The 16,130-nt window shown below is 62.3% G+C and carries 10 protein-coding genes and 4 pseudogenes; 11 read left to right on the plus strand and 3 right to left on the minus strand.

Annotated features, from left to right (window positions below; translation table 11 throughout):
• Positions 1 to 131: 131 nt before the first annotated feature.
• Together XH85_RS09700 and XH85_RS09705 are read right to left on the minus strand one after the other, a co-directional pair.
• Positions 132 to 710, minus strand: coding sequence for a cupin domain-containing protein (locus XH85_RS09700; protein ID WP_128931719.1), 579 nt, complete (start codon positions 708 to 710; stop codon positions 132 to 134).
• Positions 707 to 1,321, minus strand: coding sequence for a sigma-70 family RNA polymerase sigma factor (locus tag XH85_RS09705; RefSeq protein WP_128931720.1), 615 nt, complete (start codon positions 1,319 to 1,321; stop codon positions 707 to 709). The genes XH85_RS09700 and XH85_RS09705 overlap by 4 nt, the downstream gene beginning before the upstream one ends.
• A gap of 498 nt (positions 1,322 to 1,819) precedes the next feature.
• On the opposite strand from XH85_RS09705, the pseudogene XH85_RS09710 reads away from it, so the two are divergent.
• A pseudogene (locus XH85_RS09710) lies at positions 1,820 to 2,415 on the plus strand (site-specific integrase); the annotation flags it as partial.
• 75 nt (positions 2,416 to 2,490) lie between these two features.
• Here the strand turns inward: XH85_RS09710 and XH85_RS09715 are convergent.
• Complete coding sequence (locus XH85_RS09715; protein ID WP_128931721.1) at positions 2,491 to 2,886, minus strand: response regulator; 396 nt, start codon at positions 2,884 to 2,886, stop codon at positions 2,491 to 2,493.
• A gap of 286 nt (positions 2,887 to 3,172) precedes the next feature.
• Here XH85_RS09715 and XH85_RS09720 point away from each other — a divergent pair, with 286 nt between their 5' ends.
• The 10 genes and pseudogenes from XH85_RS09720 (at position 3,173) to XH85_RS09785 (ending at position 15,994) form a co-directional block, all read left to right on the plus strand.
• On the plus strand, positions 3,173 to 3,382 hold the full coding sequence (locus XH85_RS09720; protein WP_128931722.1) for a hypothetical protein: 210 nt from the start codon (positions 3,173 to 3,175) through the stop codon (positions 3,380 to 3,382).
• The gene (locus XH85_RS09725; protein WP_420837905.1) at positions 3,372 to 4,010 is read left to right on the plus strand and encodes a carbonic anhydrase; all 639 of its coding nucleotides are present in this window, start codon (positions 3,372 to 3,374) and stop codon (positions 4,008 to 4,010) included. The genes XH85_RS09720 and XH85_RS09725 overlap by 11 nt, the downstream gene beginning before the upstream one ends.
• Positions 4,011 to 4,314: 304 nt before the next feature.
• A pseudogene (locus XH85_RS09730) lies at positions 4,315 to 4,407 on the plus strand (zincin-like metallopeptidase domain-containing protein); the annotation flags it as partial.
• Positions 4,408 to 4,574: 167 nt separating this feature from the next.
• Positions 4,575 to 5,804 carry a site-specific integrase gene (locus tag XH85_RS09735; protein WP_128931724.1) on the plus strand — a complete coding sequence of 410 codons (1,230 nt, stop codon included), beginning with the start codon at positions 4,575 to 4,577 and terminating at the stop codon, positions 5,802 to 5,804.
• The gene (locus tag XH85_RS09740) at positions 5,801 to 7,177 is read left to right on the plus strand and encodes a tyrosine-type recombinase/integrase (protein WP_128931725.1); all 1,377 of its coding nucleotides are present in this window, start codon (positions 5,801 to 5,803) and stop codon (positions 7,175 to 7,177) included. The genes XH85_RS09735 and XH85_RS09740 overlap by 4 nt, the downstream gene beginning before the upstream one ends.
• On the plus strand, positions 7,174 to 8,181 hold the full coding sequence (locus tag XH85_RS09745; RefSeq protein ID WP_128931726.1) for a tyrosine-type recombinase/integrase: 1,008 nt from the start codon (positions 7,174 to 7,176) through the stop codon (positions 8,179 to 8,181). Before XH85_RS09740 ends, XH85_RS09745 begins: the two co-directional genes overlap by 4 nt.
• Positions 8,182 to 8,259: 78 nt before the next feature.
• A pseudogene (locus XH85_RS46200) lies at positions 8,260 to 8,406 on the plus strand (antirestriction protein ArdC); the annotation flags it as partial.
• A 97-nt stretch (positions 8,407 to 8,503) separates the two neighbouring features.
• Positions 8,504 to 10,435: pseudogene (locus XH85_RS47820) on the plus strand (ParB/RepB/Spo0J family partition protein).
• Positions 10,436 to 10,616: 181 nt separating this feature from the next.
• Complete coding sequence (locus XH85_RS09780; RefSeq protein WP_128931727.1) at positions 10,617 to 14,933, plus strand: strawberry notch-like NTP hydrolase domain-containing protein; 4,317 nt, start codon at positions 10,617 to 10,619, stop codon at positions 14,931 to 14,933.
• Entirely contained in the window at positions 14,933 to 15,994 is a 1,062-nt protein-coding gene (locus tag XH85_RS09785; RefSeq protein ID WP_128931728.1) for a DUF7146 domain-containing protein, read from the plus strand. The genes XH85_RS09780 and XH85_RS09785 overlap by 1 nt, the downstream gene beginning before the upstream one ends.
• Positions 15,995 to 16,130 lie beyond the last annotated feature (136 nt).

Consider the following 16,130-nt stretch of genomic DNA (forward strand, 5'->3'; position numbering starts at 1 on the left):
GCGGATCGAGAAAAATAGGAGAGTTCCGTCTGACCGGATGCAGACGCGAGGGGTTTTCGCGCGGGCGCGTTCGGCGGCGCCCAGCGCGAGCAAGCGATCGCCGTATCAGCGCATCACGCGCCCGAGAGAACTCAGCGAAGCATATCCTTGGTGCTGGTGACGAGAACGCAGGTGCAGCCGGTCTCGCTGCAGACGCGTTGATCGCTCGCTCCCGGGGCGCCGTAGTTGTAGTCGCCTGGCGAGAGCTTGCGCTCGTCGATCCACAGCTCGCCGTGGAGAAGATGCAACTCCTCCACGCCAGCATGGGTGTGCGCCGGGTAGCTCGCACCGGGCGCGAGACGAACGAGCATGCTGACCCGGTGCCTCTCCCTGTCTGTCGCGAGGAGCTTGCACTCGATCCCGGCTGCGACCTGCTCCCATTCCGGCTCAAGCCACTGCCGTGGTGGCGGCGGCACAGGATGCCTGTCCGTCTCTTTGGCGATGCGCAGCGCCAGGCGCGCCTGCAGCGATGCGGAGGGACGCAGCAGGTCGGTGGGCCAGGAGGCGAAACGGTCGACCACCGGACGCAGCGCCTTGAGTTCCCGCTGGCAGTCCAGGCACGAGGCAATGTGGGCTTCGGTCGCGGCAATCTCGCTCGCGGGCAGGGCCTGCAGCGCGTACGCACATGTCATCTCACTCTGTGGGCACTGGTTGCGATCGGATGCACTCATAGCTCGCCCCCTCCCGCGTTCAACGCGCGCCGCAGCTTGTAGAGCCCGGAGCGAATTCGCGTCTTGATGGTGCCGAGCGGCTGGTTCAGCCGTGCCGCGGCTTCTGCATGGGTAAGGCCGGCGAAGAATGTCGTTTCAATCGCCAAACGCTCGTCCGGCGTGAGCATCGCCAATGCCGCGCGAAGGGACTTCTCCTGTTCGCGCAGCTCAAGGACATCGCACGGATCAGCAGCAACCTGGGCCAGCGGCTGCGGATCCCCGCTACGCTTCTTCCGGCTATCGAAGCGCAGGCGGTCGATAGCGCGCGAGCGCGCCTGGTTCATGATCCAGCCGAGCACCGTGCCTTTCTCGGCATCGTAATCCGACGCGCGCCGCCATACATCGTGGAATACGTCGACGGTGAGTTCTTCGGCGGTCTCCCGATTGGCAGTGATACGCATCGCCAAAGTGAAAACGACGCGATGGGCCATCGCATAGAGCTCATGAAGCGCGAATTGATCGCCGCCAGCAATCGATTGAACGAGCGTCACCCAGTCCTGCTCCGGCACCGAAGCTTCGGACTTCGCGTACAACACGTCCCCCAGTGTTGCTGGTGGTTTTTTCTCTGTCATGCCGGTTCGCCGTTCATGTCAGCGGGGCCGCCGCTAGCCAAGATATAGCAATATGCTCCACCTGTCGATGCAATGCAGGATCAGCAGCTGGTTCAGCGCTTTATGCCGCGAGCGTTTTCAACTGGGGCGGCCGGGTGCGGGGGCTCCGAGGCCTTATGATCGGTTGCGAGGTGGGTCGGCTGCGGGTCGCGCCAATTGCTTTGCCTCTTACGCGGCCGTTATCGATAGCTGCTCTTATAAGCGGGCCGTAGCACCGTCAGCCAGTACGAGCATTAACTACGGATTTTGGTCTCCTAACCGTCAACGCCGGGCCATCCCTTGCGGTTCTGGATTCCGGAGGCGGGATAACGGGGGGCTTCTTGAAGCGCACAGTCCTTGAGCCATATTGGCGGGCGCGCTCCCACTAACGAGCTGAAGGCGGGTAGAAATGACCCATGACCGGCACCGCGAAGTAGCCGCGAAATAGCGAGCGTCATCGTCTGTGCCACAGGCATTGACGGTATCCGTAAGCCGAAGGACAACGTGCGCAACCGCCGCCTTACAGAAGCGGAGTATCGAAATACTGGGCGAGATACTGCGGGCGGCGGCCAAGACGAAAATACGCTATCACCATCGACATCATCCGGCAGATCGTGCTTACCGGCTACCGTCGCAGCGAGATCATCGGCCTCAAGTGGTCTGAGGTGGATACCGAGGCGAGCTGTCTGCGTCTAGAGGACAGCAAAGAGGGCGCTTCAATTCGGCCGATCGGACTCCCCGTGGTCGAGTTTATGGATGCCCGGAGCCGAGAGAAAGTGGAGGCCTACGTCTTTCCCGGGTACGGGGACGACAATGCCTTTAGCAGTTTCCCAAACCATCGGGAGCAACTATTTAGAAAGTCGCCGCTCCCGGATATCACCCCACACGTGCTGCGTCACAGCTTCGCTGGTATCGCGAACGATCTCGGCTTCACTGAGGTTACGATCGCAGCGCTGGTCGGACACGCGAAGGGGTCAGTCACCAGCAAATACATCCACACGCTCGACACGGCGCGACGGATGAAAGTGAGCAGTAAAATGGCGTGGCGACTTATTCAGTCCCGCGTGGATAACGTGAGATGCGCGGCCATCATTATCCGATTCTCAAATAGACCCCCTCGGGCTGCACGAGGATTAACACCGCCAGTGTCTCTAAGGTGTCCTCGGTGGGGTAGACCCGGTGATGAGTAACTGAGAGACGGCAGTCACCAGTTGTGCCAAGGCAAATGGCTTCTGCAGAAGGACGCTGCTCGGGACACCTTCCGAAGGCCATTCGTTGCCAGCGCCTGCGGTCATGTACACGACCGGCAAATCCGGGGCGATCTTCCTGGCCTTCCGAGCCGCTTCCCAACTGTTCATGCTGCCGCCCGGGTAAATATCGATCACAAGCGCCCGGTAGTCCGCCTGCCCACTTTGAAGTAGGGTCACCGCCTCATGGGCGGATGTCACCATTGCCGGCTGGTAACCGCCTTCCGTCATGGCATCACGGACGAGCTCCTGGATCGTCTCGTCAACTTCCACAACGAGAATGATCGGACGTTCTTCCACTTGCCTTTTCCCCTCAGCGACACACACCAACCCACGACTCAATACGCGTAGCACCAGCGTCTGGTTCCCCTGGCATCGTTCACAGTCAGCATTGGCAGTCGGGCACGGGCCGTAAGGGCCTCGCGCATCGGGGTGCGCGAGGCCGGTGAACGTCTTTGGCCGAGCCAAAAGCCTCCGGCCGTTCACTCCTGACAAGCGCTCTTAGATCATGATATTTTGCGGATCGTGAACGATATCGTAGAGTCTGTGAACCGTGGGAAGCAGCTGAAGGGTATAGGCGCTTAGCGTGATTACCTTGACCCATCCTTTCATCAACGATCCCAAGTATTGGCACGAGCGAGCTGAGGAGCTTCGCTCCATCGCGAAACTCCTGGATGACACAGAAGCCAAACGGCAAATGCGTGCCATTGCTGCGAGCTATGATCGTCTCGCCGATCATATGCAACAGCGGTCTAAAGAGACCAAAGTGGTGAAGCGAGCGCGGCATCAACAGTAACCAAGGAGTCGACCATCTCATGCTCGATCAGCTGAAGCAAAACAACCGCGCTTGGGCCGAGGGCAAGCTCGCTGTCGATCCCGGCTTCTTCAAGAGGCTGGTGGGGCAGCAGAGGCCCGAATATCTGTGGATCGGCTGCTCCGATAGCCGGGTACCCGCGAACGAGATCGTGGGGCTGGACCCCGGCGAGATGTTTGTTCACCGCAACGTCGCCAACCTCGCCCCGCCCCAGGATGCGAATTATCTGTCGGTGCTGCAGTTCGCCGTCGACGTGCTCAGGGTGAAGCACGTGCTGGTCGTCGGCCACTATGGCTGCGGAGGCATAGCCGCTGCAGTGGATGGCGAGCGCCGCGGCCTCGTCGACCACTGGCTCCATCCGATCCGCGAAGTCGCCCACGACCACAAGGACGAGCTCGCCGCCTACGCCGACGACCGAGAGCGGCTGAACCGGCTCTGCGAGCTCAACGTCATCCGCCAGGTTAGGAACGTCGCGTCCGACGTCTTCGTTCAGGATGCTTGGGCGCGCGGCCAGCCATTGGCGGTACATGGCTGGGTCTATTCGCTGTCGAGCGGGCTCATCACCGATCTGAATGTGACCGTGACCGGCGGGCCGGTATCGCCCGGCTGACAAGCGATTCGGGCGTCATCGGGTAGGAGTGGTGAACGCTCGCGCACTGCCATCCGTCACCTCTTGCGTCAGCTCGGTCGATCGAGCACCAGCCCGGGGCGAAACTGTCGGGGACCTGAAGCTCGCTGCTCTCTCGTTCGGCGAGGACGTCGCCGAGCTGGCCTGCTGTGCCGGTTGAACGACCGCCAACGTGCCTCAGCAATTCGCGAGTCTGTCTCACGAGCCGAGATCGCCCGGAAGCCCGCGGTTTTTCAGGAAAACGCTGCCGAAAAATCTCACTGAGACAACTTGACTGTTCAGATAAATCGCCGAGTTGAGTTCCGCGTTCAGCTGCGCGTCGCTCGGGATCGTCCCGACCGTGCGCCACGCCGACTATATCGGCTCCTGGCTTGAATAATGGCGAGCTCGCCATTACTTCAGTAATCAGCAGCAGATCATAATGTGAAGGAAGATTCTTAGCGCGGCCGGCTTGTGGAGATCGGCTAAAAAGGCCGGCGATCTGCTGCGCATTATTTCCGGCGTGAGACCCTCGGCTGTTGATCAAACACAGTTGAGGATGCCTTCATGCCACATGGATACGGGACCCTTGTCGCGGAGCTTAAGGATGCGCTGACGCGACAGCGATATAACCGAGTTGCAGTTCATAACTATTGCCGCAACGCCGACTACTTTCTTGCGTATCTGACGGCACGCGCAATTGCTCTCGAAGCGGTCACGCCGGCCGACGTAGCGGCTTATCTGCGGTTTGCGGTTCGACAATTTCGTAAGCGTCATGGCCGCGCTCCAGCTCGCTATTGGATAGGCATTCCTAGATCAGGAATACACGCGCTGCTGAAGCTCGCGTTGAAGCGCTGGCCACCTGAACCTGCGGCCATCAATGCTGGCGAGCGGCTTTGTCGAGAGGTGTGCGATCAGTATCAGACATGGCTGCGGGAGGAACGCGGGCTCGCCACGGCGTCGATCGACGCCTTATTGTGGGAAGCCCGAAATTTTTGTGCCTGGCACATCAAGCATTCGAACGCCAGTTTTGCGGACCTGACCGTCCGCGACCTCGATATCTACATGGATATGCGGGCTCGCGGGCTGAGGCGGAAATCCTTAAAAGATGTCGCCGAACGGCTTCGGTCGCTGCTGAGACATCTCCATAGGACGGGCCGCATCGCGGCCGATCTCTCCCAGCATGTCATTGCTCCGCTGCTCTACGCGTATGAAGGCATCCCATCCGCGTTAAGTTCGGATCAGGTCTCGACCGTCCTGGAATTTGTCCGAAAAGACCGATCGCCGATGGGCCTGCGCGACCATGCCATCCTCCAGCTTCTGGCGGCCTATGGCTTGCGTGCCGGTGAAATAATCCGGTTGCGATTGGAAGATGTCGATTGGCGCGGCGATATTCTGCACATCCGCCGCTCCAAAACGGGTGATCATTCTCGGCTGCCTTTGTTTGAGGCCGTCGGGGAGGCGCTGATCGATTATCTCCGGCACGGCCGCCCTGAAACTGATGTGCGGGAAATCTTTGTTCGCACCCGCGCACCCCACGTTCCCATGGTGCGCATTTATAACGAAGTCAGCCGGCGGCTCGAGGCGGCAGGCATCACACCATGCGGCAAGCGTGGCCCGCATATCTTCCGGCATGCACGTGCAGTCAGTCTGCTCCGGGCGTCGGTCCCGCGAAAGCTGATCGGAGACGTATTGGGTCATCGTTCAACGGAATCGACGATCCCCTACCTGAAACTTGCCACGGAGGACCTGCGCGCAATCGCCCTAGAGATCCCTGGACAGGAGGTGCGCTCATGAACGCTTGGCCCGACACCGATGGCAGAACGATTGCCCGTTATCTTGGTCAGCTCCGGCTACGCTGCTCGACCACTTCGATCTATTACCGTCAGGCGCTCCGAACCTTCCAGGAAGTGGTTATCCGGGATCAGCGCATATCCGGACAGCTTGGTCGAGAAGTGCTCGAAACGTGGTTGCGCGAATATGCCATGCACTGGCCCATGGCGACGCTGCTGCATCGCGCCCGCATCGTCAATCGCTTCCTCGACTTCCTCGTGGGGGAAGCACTGATCGTCAGAAATCCTATTGCCGATTTGCGTGCCGAGTACCATGCAAAAAGCGACAAGGCGATCGTGCGGTCGCTGCTCGCGCCCGATCCCGATCAGGCACTCGAAGCGCTACGGCAGTTCCCACCGTTCGGCAGTGTTCTCGGCAACCTCATGCGCAACCATATCGCGCTGATGCAGGCGAGAGGTTATCGCTATCAGACGCAGGCTCGCTGGTTCTGGCGGTTCGATCGCTTCTTGCAAGCGCATCCGGAGTTGGCGGGAGAGACAGTATCGATCATGTTGCAGCACTGGGCGGCCGCGCGATCAACCGCCAACCATGCCGCCGAATGCGAAAAGCTCGCTCGCGCCTTGGCCAAGGCACAGCATCATCTCGATCCCAGCATCAAACCAAGGCGTCCGGATCCCCGTCCCGCACAGCAGGTCGCGAGGCAATGGCGTCGGCCTTATATTTACAGCCAGGAAGAGGTTCGTCGTCTCCTCGATATCGCTCGAGCTTACCCCTCTCCACGTTCACCGTTGCGGCCGATCAGCCTCTACACCATGCTGGTCCTGACCTATTGCGCGGGATTGCGGCTGGGAGAACTCGCACGCCTGAACCTTGCCGACATCGATCTTCAGGTCGGCGCGATTACCATCCGGGAGACGAAGTTCTTCAAATCGAGGATCCTGCCGCTGGCTGACAGCCCGCTGTCGGCGCTGCGGGAATATCTGGAGGCGAGGCGCAAGGCAAAGGTGCCACAAAGCCCTGACTCTGGCCTGTTCTGGCACGATAAGGGTAACGCGCGCTACACGTCGCACGCCATCGCCGGTTGCCTTGTCGACATCCTGCGGCGCGCCGGACTCAAGCCGGCGAAAGGCAAGGCTGGTCCTCGTATCCACGACCTGCGGCACTCGTTTGTCGTGAACCGCATTCTCGAATGGTACCGCGCCGGCATCAATCCGCAGGACAAGCTTCCATTCCTCGCCACATATCTGGGGCACCGCGATATCCACTCGACGCTGGTTTACATCACGGTCACCCAGGAACTCCTTCAGCAAGCAAACGAACGCTTCCGGACGTTCGCGTCACATTGCCTGCACGCGTCAGAGGGGGTGCAGCCATGAAAGCGATCGACCCGTTCCCGAGGCTGCTTCATGCCTTCTTTTACGAGTGGATGGTTCAGCAGCGAAATGCCTCTGCGCACACCGTTCGATCCTACCGTGACACATGGCGCCTGTTCCTCAGGTTCGTGGCTCAACGGCGACGCCGGCCGATAGCCCAGCTCGCACTGAGCGACCTGACGGCCTCCGAGGTCAAGACCTTCCTGCAATACACCGAGCAGGAACGCGGAGATACGATTGGCACGCGCAACTGTCGCCTGTCCGCATTACGTAGCTTCTTCAGCTTCGTTGCTGACCGCGAACCGACGGCTATCGAGCAATGCACTCAGATTCTGCACGTGCCCATGAAGAAAGCGCCGATCCATGCGCCGTGCTATCTGGAGCCGGACGAGGTGAAGGCCATTCTGGCGCAGCCCGATCGCTCGACGATCGAGGGGCTACGTGACCACGCGCTCTTCTCCTTCCTCTACAATACCGGCGCGCGCATCCAGGAGGCGCTCGATGTTTGCCCGCGGGCGATCCGGTTCGACTCGCCAACCTGCGTGCGTCTTTACGGCAAGGGACGAAAGGAACGGCTGAGCCCTCTTTGGCCAGAGACCGTGTCGCTGCTAAGATCGCAGCTCATGCGACAGCCGAGGGCCGCCGACGAGCCGATCTTCGTTAATCGGTATGGCGTCCCGCTCGGCGCATCGGGCGTCCGCTTCAAACTGGCGCAGTACGTCGAAGCGGCAGCGAAGATCATGCCGAGCCTGGCCTCAAAGCACGTAACACCTCATAGCTTCCGTCATGCGACGGCGGTGCATCTGGTGGCGGCAGGCGTTGACGTCACTGTGATCCGAAGCTGGCTCGGCCATGTCAGCCTCGACACGACAAACCACTACGCTCAGGCAAATCTGGAAACAAAGCGCTTGGCGTTGGAGCGCCTCGAAAGCCCGTCACGATCGGCAAAACGACCATCGTGGAAACAGGACCAGAGCGCTCGATACCCTTTAGCGGCAAGGAAATAATGTGGAGGAGATCGCGCACTATCCCGGCATAACACCGGAAACGTGGTGCTCCTTCACATTATGGGCTGCTCCTGATTACTTGAAGTCCTGCGCGAAGACAATCGGGCCATCGTGCGGGCCGCCTCGCAGGCGAGCAAGGCCGCGGACTATTTGCTCGACTTCATTCCCAGGTCCGTTGAGCCCGCGTCGCTGGATTCGGCTGTCGCCGATCGCGAGCCGGCGTGATGCTCGGCCTCGCGCGAGAGTGAGAGGAGGGAAGGCTGTTCGCGACGGGTTGGAAGCCGAGAGAGAGTCTCACGGCCGCCCGTCGTGGAGAGCCGAAATGACGAAAGCCGTACAAAAGATCACGCTGTCGCCTTCCCGGGACATTCCGTTTAACAAGCTCGTGCTCAGCCAGTCGAACGTTCGCCGCGTCAAGGCCGGTGTCTCGATCGAGCAGCTAGCCGAGAGCATCGCGCAGCGTACGCTTCTGCAAAGTCTGAGCGTCCGGGCCGTCGTTGATGCAGATGGCAACGAGACCGGCATGTTCGAGGTGCCGGCAGGCGGCAGGCGCTATCGCTCTCGAGCTCCTGGTGAAACAGAAGCGGATGTCCAAGACGCAGGCGGTGCCGTGCGTCGTCCGCGAAGGGGGCATCACCGAGGATGACTCGGTGGCGGAGAACGACGAGCGGGTCGGCCTGCATCCACTCGATCAGTTTCGGGCCTTCCAGACGCTCCGCGACCTCGGCATGAGCGAGGAAGACATCGCCGCCCGGCACTTCGTGAACCCTGCTATCGTGAAGCAGCGGCTGCGGCTGGCGTCGGTGTCGCCGAAGCTGCATGAGGTCTATGCCGAAGACGGCATGACGCTCGAGCAGCTCATGGCGTTCTCGGTCACAGCCGATCACGCCCACCAGGAGCAAGTCTGGCAGAACGTAAGCCGTTCCGGTTATGACGAGCCTTACCAGATCCGCCGCCTTGGCGGAGACGCTTTCTCTCAGCCCCGGAGCTTGAGTTGGAAAGTTCGGCGTGCGAAGGCCGATCTCGAGACAGCTTCCGGATGACGCGAACCGGTAAAAAGCCGTCAGCACGAAATTATGCAGCACCGCCTGGAACGCGATCGCAGGATTTTCTGCCAGTGCATCCCGCGATGCCAGCGTACGATGCGCCGTCAGCTCGGTGATCAGCCGATCCGGCAGAGGCCTGGCCGCATCCTCATCATCTTCTTCAGCATCGGGAGCACTACCCGCGACCGCGATCACCGTGCGCTGGACGGAAGCGCCCTCTTCTTGACCTTCGGTCGACAACGCACCGGCGTCCTGCCCGACGTCGCAATCAGTTGCCGGCACCTCGTCCTCTGGCCGGACGTAACCCCGGTCCACGGAGAGGCGCCCCTCGGAATCGATGCTGATGAAGACACCAGCTCGGGCGATCTCGGTCGGATCGTAGTGCATCGGCCGGTTTTCGAATGCCGACAGTGCCGCCTCGATTTCGCCGAGACGCTGGTCGATTTCGTCGGGCAGCTCGTCTGCATCCTGATAATCGGTTTCCAGCTTGGCTTGCTCGGCGGCTGAGACGATCGCGGCCGAAGGCTGGAAGTGGATCTCGGTCGCCGTGCGCGGGTCCGATCGCCGGGCGCAGTTTGTGGGCCTCGATACCTATCAGCACGCGGGTGGCGGCGTTCTGCGGGATTTGTTCGAGCACGACGACGGCCGTCGAGGCGCGGCATGAGGCCTGGAAGGCACGGTTGCCGAAGAGCGAGAACGATCTCTGGGATGCGCTGACGGCTCTCGATGGTGGTGCACAGGCGTCGCTGTTCGCCCACTGTGCATCATTTGCGGTCAATGCCGTCTATGAGCCGGCCAATCGCTACAATCAGGGCCGTGTCTTCGCTCACGGTGTCCGCACCCGTCTCGACCAAGCGGATGTGCTGGCGCGCGCGATCGGGCTCGACATGGTGCAGGCTGGCTGGCGGCCGACCGTCGACAACTATCTCGGCCGGGTCACCAAGCCGCGAATTCTGGAGGCGGTGCGGGAAGTCAAGGGCGAGTCGTCGGCGCAACTGATCGACCATCTGAAGAAGGCCGACATGGCCAAGGAGGCCGAGCGCCTTCTGGACGGCTCAGGCTGGTTGCCGGAGCCGCTGCGTCTCGTTGATCCCGATGCAGCGCCGGTGGGGCAGGAGGGCGAAGCAGGTCCGCTGCCGGAATTCCTCGCCGACGATGAGGATCGGGAGAACGCCGGCGACGACCCGCAGCTCGATGCGGCTGAGTGACACAGAACGGGATGGCTCCGGCCATCCCGCAGTTGCTTGGGGACCGGGTGTAACGCCGGTCCCCATTTTTTATGGGCGAGCGCTGAGAGGAAGAGCCGGGCCGGGAAGGGTTTGAGCCGTTAGGTCAAAGGAGAGCGCCTGATGGTTCGACCCGTTCCCGCTCTCCGAAAGAAATCCTGTCATGACCGAACCTCTCCCGGGCGGCGCTGCCGCCGCGCCGCTCTCGATGCGTGCCGCTGCTACTCTCACCTCTGCTGCTATCAAGGCCGCCCGACAGCTCTTGACTGATCTCGAACGCGGCCGTCGCATTGATGCCGCCGTCCTGCGTGGCGCCATGGAAGCGGCCTTCGGCGCCTCTGATGCGGCCGGCGCCTGGAACTGGAAGACCGCGTATGAAGTCTGCGAGGCGGCAACCGTTCTCTTCCTTCGCAAGTTCGGTCCGGCCATGCGCGCCAAAGCTGGCTCGACGGCTGCCATGCTGCCAATGCTCGCGAGAATCGCGAGCTGTCTGCCGACCCATACGCGGCGTTCCGAGGACAGTCAGGCGCTTCAGCAATTCTCGACGCCGATCCCGCTTGGGCTGGCCGCATGCGCCGCGGCCGGCATTACGCCTGCAGACCGTGTTCTGGAGCCCTCCGCGGGGACCGGCTTGCTCGCCATCTTCGTCGAGCTCGCCGGCGGCTCTCTGATGTTGAACGAGTTGGCCGAAGGCCGCGCGGCGTTGCTGGATCATTTGTTTGCCAACGTTGAGGTTACGCGGTTCGACGCCGGGCAAATCGATGATCACCTCGACGCGAGCGTTGTGCCGAGCGTCGTTCTGATGAACCCGCCGTTCTCCGCGGTGGCGAATGTCGATCGACGAATGGCGGACGCCGCCTTCCGACACATCGCTTCGGCGCTCGCGCGCCTTTGCGATGGTGGACGCCTCGTCGCCATCGTTGGCGCAGGCCTTGCGCCGGATAACCCGGCGTGGCTAGAGGCCTTTGTTCGCCTCCAGGAGCGCGGACGGGTCGTGTTTTCTGCCGCGATCGACGGGGCCGTCTACGCCAAGCACGGCACTCAGACGGAAACGAGGCTGCTCGTAATCGACAAATTGCCCGCTGCCGATCTGAAGGCTTTTCCCGCCTCACAAGGCGTGGCCAGCGATGTCGCCACCTTGCTCGAGTGGGTCACCCATCATGTGCCTCCGAGGCCGCCCGTCGCAGCGCCGGTCGTGGCCGACATCGTTAGACGCCCTGCGATGCCCCGATCGGCCGGCGCCATTGCACCAAGCCCCTCGTCGAGTTCGCGGAGCGCGCCGGAAGGTGTGGAACTTGCGTACGAGACAGTCGAATGGTCGCCGCCGGAAGGCGCCCGCCTTACCGATGCGCTCTATGAGGAGTACGGATTGCAGTCGATCCGTATTCCCGGATCGTGCCCACATCCGAACAAGCTCGTGCAGTCGGCGGCGATGGCGTCCGTTGCGCCACCGAAGCCGTCCCACCGTCCGCATCTGCCTCCAAGTCTGGTGGCAGACGGAGTTCTGTCGGACGCTCAGATCGAGAGCATCATTTATGCCGGCGAGGCGCATTCCGAATTTCTCGCAGGCTCCTGGACGGTCGATAGGACATTTGATGTTGTGGCCGCCGCGCGCGACGACGCAGAGAAGGCCGTTCGATTTCGTCGCGGCTGGTTTCTCGGCGATGGTACCGGGGCGGGCAAGGGGCGGCAGGTTGCGGGAATCCTGCTCGACAATTGGCTCAAGGGCCGCCGCCGTGCGGTCTGGATCAGCAAGTCCGACAAGCTGATCGAAGATGCCCAGCGCGATTGGTCCGCGCTCGGCATGGAGGGACTTCTCGTTACGCCTCTGTCCCGGTTTCGCCAGGGCAGACCGATCCGGCTTTCGGAAGGCATCCTTTTTACCACCTATGCCACGCTACGCACCGACGAGCGTGGGGAGAAGCTTTCGCGTGCCGGGCAGATCGTTGAATGGTTGGGCTCCGACTTCGACGGAGTGATCGTCTTCGACGAGAGCCATGCCATGCAGAATGCGGTCGCGGGCAAGGGCGAGCGCGGCGACCAGGCGGCCTCGCAGCAGGGGCGCGCAGGCCTGAGGCTCCAGCACGCCTTGCCCAATGCTCGCGTGGTTTACGTATCGGCGACGGGCGCAACCACGGTCCACAACCTCGCTTATGCCCAGCGCCTCGGCCTTTGGGGCGGCGCCGACTTCCCGTTCGCCACGCGCGCCGAGTTCGTCGAGGCAATCGAGGAGGGTGGAGTCGCGGCGATGGAGGTGCTGGCGCGCGACCTCAAGGCGCTCGGTCTCTATGCCGCCCGCTCATTGTCCTATGAGGGCGTCGAGTACGAACTCGTCGAGCACCAGCTTACGCCGGAGCAGGTTCGCATCTACGACGCCTATGCAGATGCGTTCAGCATCATCCATAACAACCTCGACGCGGCGATGCGGGCCGCCAACATCACCGGCGAAACTGGAACGCTGAACGGGCAGGCAAAATCCGCAGCCAGATCCGCCTTCGAGAGCGCCAAACAGCGCTTCTTCGGTCATCTGCTGACCTCGATGAAGACGCCGTCGCTCATCCGATCGGTCGACCGCGATCTCGACGCCGGCCATGCCGCTGTCATCCAGATTGTTTCAACGGGCGAAGCGCTGACGGAGCGCCGGCTCGCCGAGATCTCGACCGAGGATTGGGGCGACGTCCAAGTCGATATCACCCCGCGCGAGTATGTGCTCGACTATCTCGCCCATTCCTTCCCGGTCCAGCTCTACGAGCCGTTCACCGACTCTGAGGGCAACCTCTGCTCTCGGCCCGTCTATCGCGATGGCCAGCCGGTTGAGAGCCGGGAAGCCGTTGCACGACGCGGCCGCCTCATCGAGAAACTCGCCTCGCTGCCTCCGGTACCCGGCGCGCTGGATCAAATCGTCCAGCGCTTCGGCACCGACATGGTCGCTGAAGTGACCGGCCGCTCCCGCCGCATCATTCGTAAGGGCGACCGGTTGGTGGTCGAAAACCGCGCCGGCTCGGCCAATCTCGCTGAGACATCGGCCTTCATGGACGATGTCAAGCGTATCCTTGTGTTCTCTGACGCGGGCGGTACGGGGAGGAGCTATCACGCCGAACTCTCGGCCCGGAACCGCCGCTTGCGGGTTCACTACCTGCTCGAGCCCGGATGGAAGGCGGATGCCGCGATCCAGGGACTCGGCCGCACGAACCGGACCAATCAGGCGCAACCGCCGCTGTTTCGTCCCATCGCGACCGACGTGAAGGCGGAAAAGCGTTTTCTCAGCACCATTGCCCGCCGGCTCGACACTTTGGGACCCATCACGCGCGGCCAGCGCCAGACCGGAGGGCAGGGCCTGTTCCGGCCTGAGGACAATCTCGAAAGCCAGTACGGGCGCGACGCGTTGCGTCAACTCTACACGTTGCTCGTCCGAGGCAAGGTCGATGGATGCTCGTTTGAGAAGTTCGAGGATGCGACCGGCTTGAAGCTGACGGATGCCAATGGGCTCAGGGATGATCTGCCGCCGATCACGACCTTCCTGAACAGGTTGTTGGCGCTCACCATCGACCTGCAGAATGTCCTGTTCACCGCCTTCGAGCAGCTCTTGAACGCTCGGATCGAGGGCGCTGTTGCCTCAGGCACCTATGACCTCGGGCTGGAAACGCTCCGTGCCGAAAGCTTTGTCGTCAGCGGCCGGCGGTCGATCTATGTCCATCCAAGCACAGGTGTCGAGACGCGGCTGCTCACCATCGTCCAGCGCCAGCGTAACCATCCCGTTGGTTTGGATGACGCTCTGACTCGTCTTTCAACCCATGCTGTCCTGCGGATCAACGAGCGCTCGGGCCGAGCCGCCGTGCAGGTTCCGGCCCCGAGCATCATGCTCGACGACGGCGAGATCGAGCGTCGCGTCCGCCTGATCCGGCCTATGGAGCAGCACCAGGTCCCGTTGAACATCATGGCGGAGAGCCATTGGGTTGAAGCGGATCGGGAGAGTTTTGCCGCAGCCTGGCTGGCTGAGCTTGCCGAGGTGCCTGAGTTCACGGAAAGCACGATCCATGTCGTAGCGGGATTGCTGCTACCCATCTGGAAACGATTGCCGAACGAATCGACCCGCGTCTATCGGCTCCAGGCCGATGCGGGCGAACGCATTATCGGCCGCAGGGTCTCAGCGGCGTGGGTCGCAAGCGCCGTCTCGGCGGATACGGCCACGCTCACGCCGGACGCTGCCTTTGCCGCGGTAATAGAGGGACGCACCGTCCTCGACCTCGCGGAGGGGCTCCAGCTTCGCCGCGTCCGGGTGATGGGCGCTTGCCGCATCGAGCTGTCGGGATTCAACGACACGATGCGCGATCGCCTCCTCGCTTACGGCCTCTTTGGAGAGATCATCTCCTGGAAGCTGCGGATGTTCATGCCCACGGACGCAAGCGGCGTCGCGATCCTGGCAAAGGTGCTCGACACCTATCCGGTTGCGCGCATCAGTGAGCGGGAGGCCGCGTGATGGCCCGCGACGCCAACGATCTGGCACGCCGTCTCGCGCGCGAGGCCGAGGCCGTGTGCCGATACTATCTCTCCAATGGCAAGCGGGCGGGCCGGTACTGGGTGGTCGGCGACGTCCACAACACGCCGGGCCGCTCGATGTTCGTGCGGCTCCAGGAATCACCTAAGGGCGCCGCCGGCAAATGGACTGACGCTGCGACCGGCGAGCACGGCGACCTCCTCGACATCATCCGCGAATGCCGGGGTTTGCGCGACTTCAGCGAGGCCGCCGAGGAAGCGAGGCGGTTTCTGAAGCTGCCTCATCCTGAGCCGCAGCTAGACTCGAAACCCGTTCGTTCGGTGGCGCCGACTGGATCGCAGGAAGCCGCCCGCCGGCTCTTTGCGATATCCAGCCCGATCGAGGGGACGCTGGTCGAAACGTACTTGCAGCGCCGCGGAATTGCTGTTGCCCGCCATGGTGGCAGCCTGCGTTTCCATCCTCGTTGCTACTATCGACCGGACGAGCATTCGTCGACCGAAACCTGGCCGGCGATGATTGCCCGCGTCACGGACCTTGAGGGTCGGATCACCGGAGCGCACCGAACCTGGCTCGATCCAGACGGCTTTGATCGCATTCGTCTCGGCAAGGCTCCGATCGACACGCCACGACGGGCCATGGGTGATCTGCTCGGCAGCGCCGTCCGATTCGGCGTAGTGGACGATGTGCTCGCCGCCGGCGAGGGGATTGAGACCATGCTTTCATTGCGTTACGTGCTGCCGACTCTGCCTATGGCCGCAGCGCTCTCGGCCAATCACCTCTCAGCCATGTTGCTGCCGTCTGGCCTGCGTCGGCTCTATATCGCCCGCGACGCCGATGCCGCCGGAGATGCAGTGCAGGCTACTCTCACACAGCGTGCAAGTGCCGCCGGTGTTGAAGCGATCGCGTTGTCGCCCCGGCTGGGCGATTTCAACGAAGACCTGCACATCTTCGGTCTCGAGACCCTCCAAGCAGCGTTGCGGCTTCAGCTCGTACCAGAAGACGTTGCTCGCTTCATGCATTCGTCGACCGTAGCCGCAGAATAGCGGTGCTTCGACATTGATCGGTCGGTCATAACGAGGCCACTGCCGGAAGAGGACGCGACCTCGGCCTTCTAGAGGGCGATCGGACGGCAAGCGGCCCGGGCCGGCAATGGCTACGCCCGGCTATTTTCCGCCGCGC

The organism is Bradyrhizobium zhanjiangense (assembly GCF_004114935.1).
Lineage (GTDB): Bacteria > Pseudomonadota > Alphaproteobacteria > Rhizobiales > Xanthobacteraceae > Bradyrhizobium > Bradyrhizobium zhanjiangense.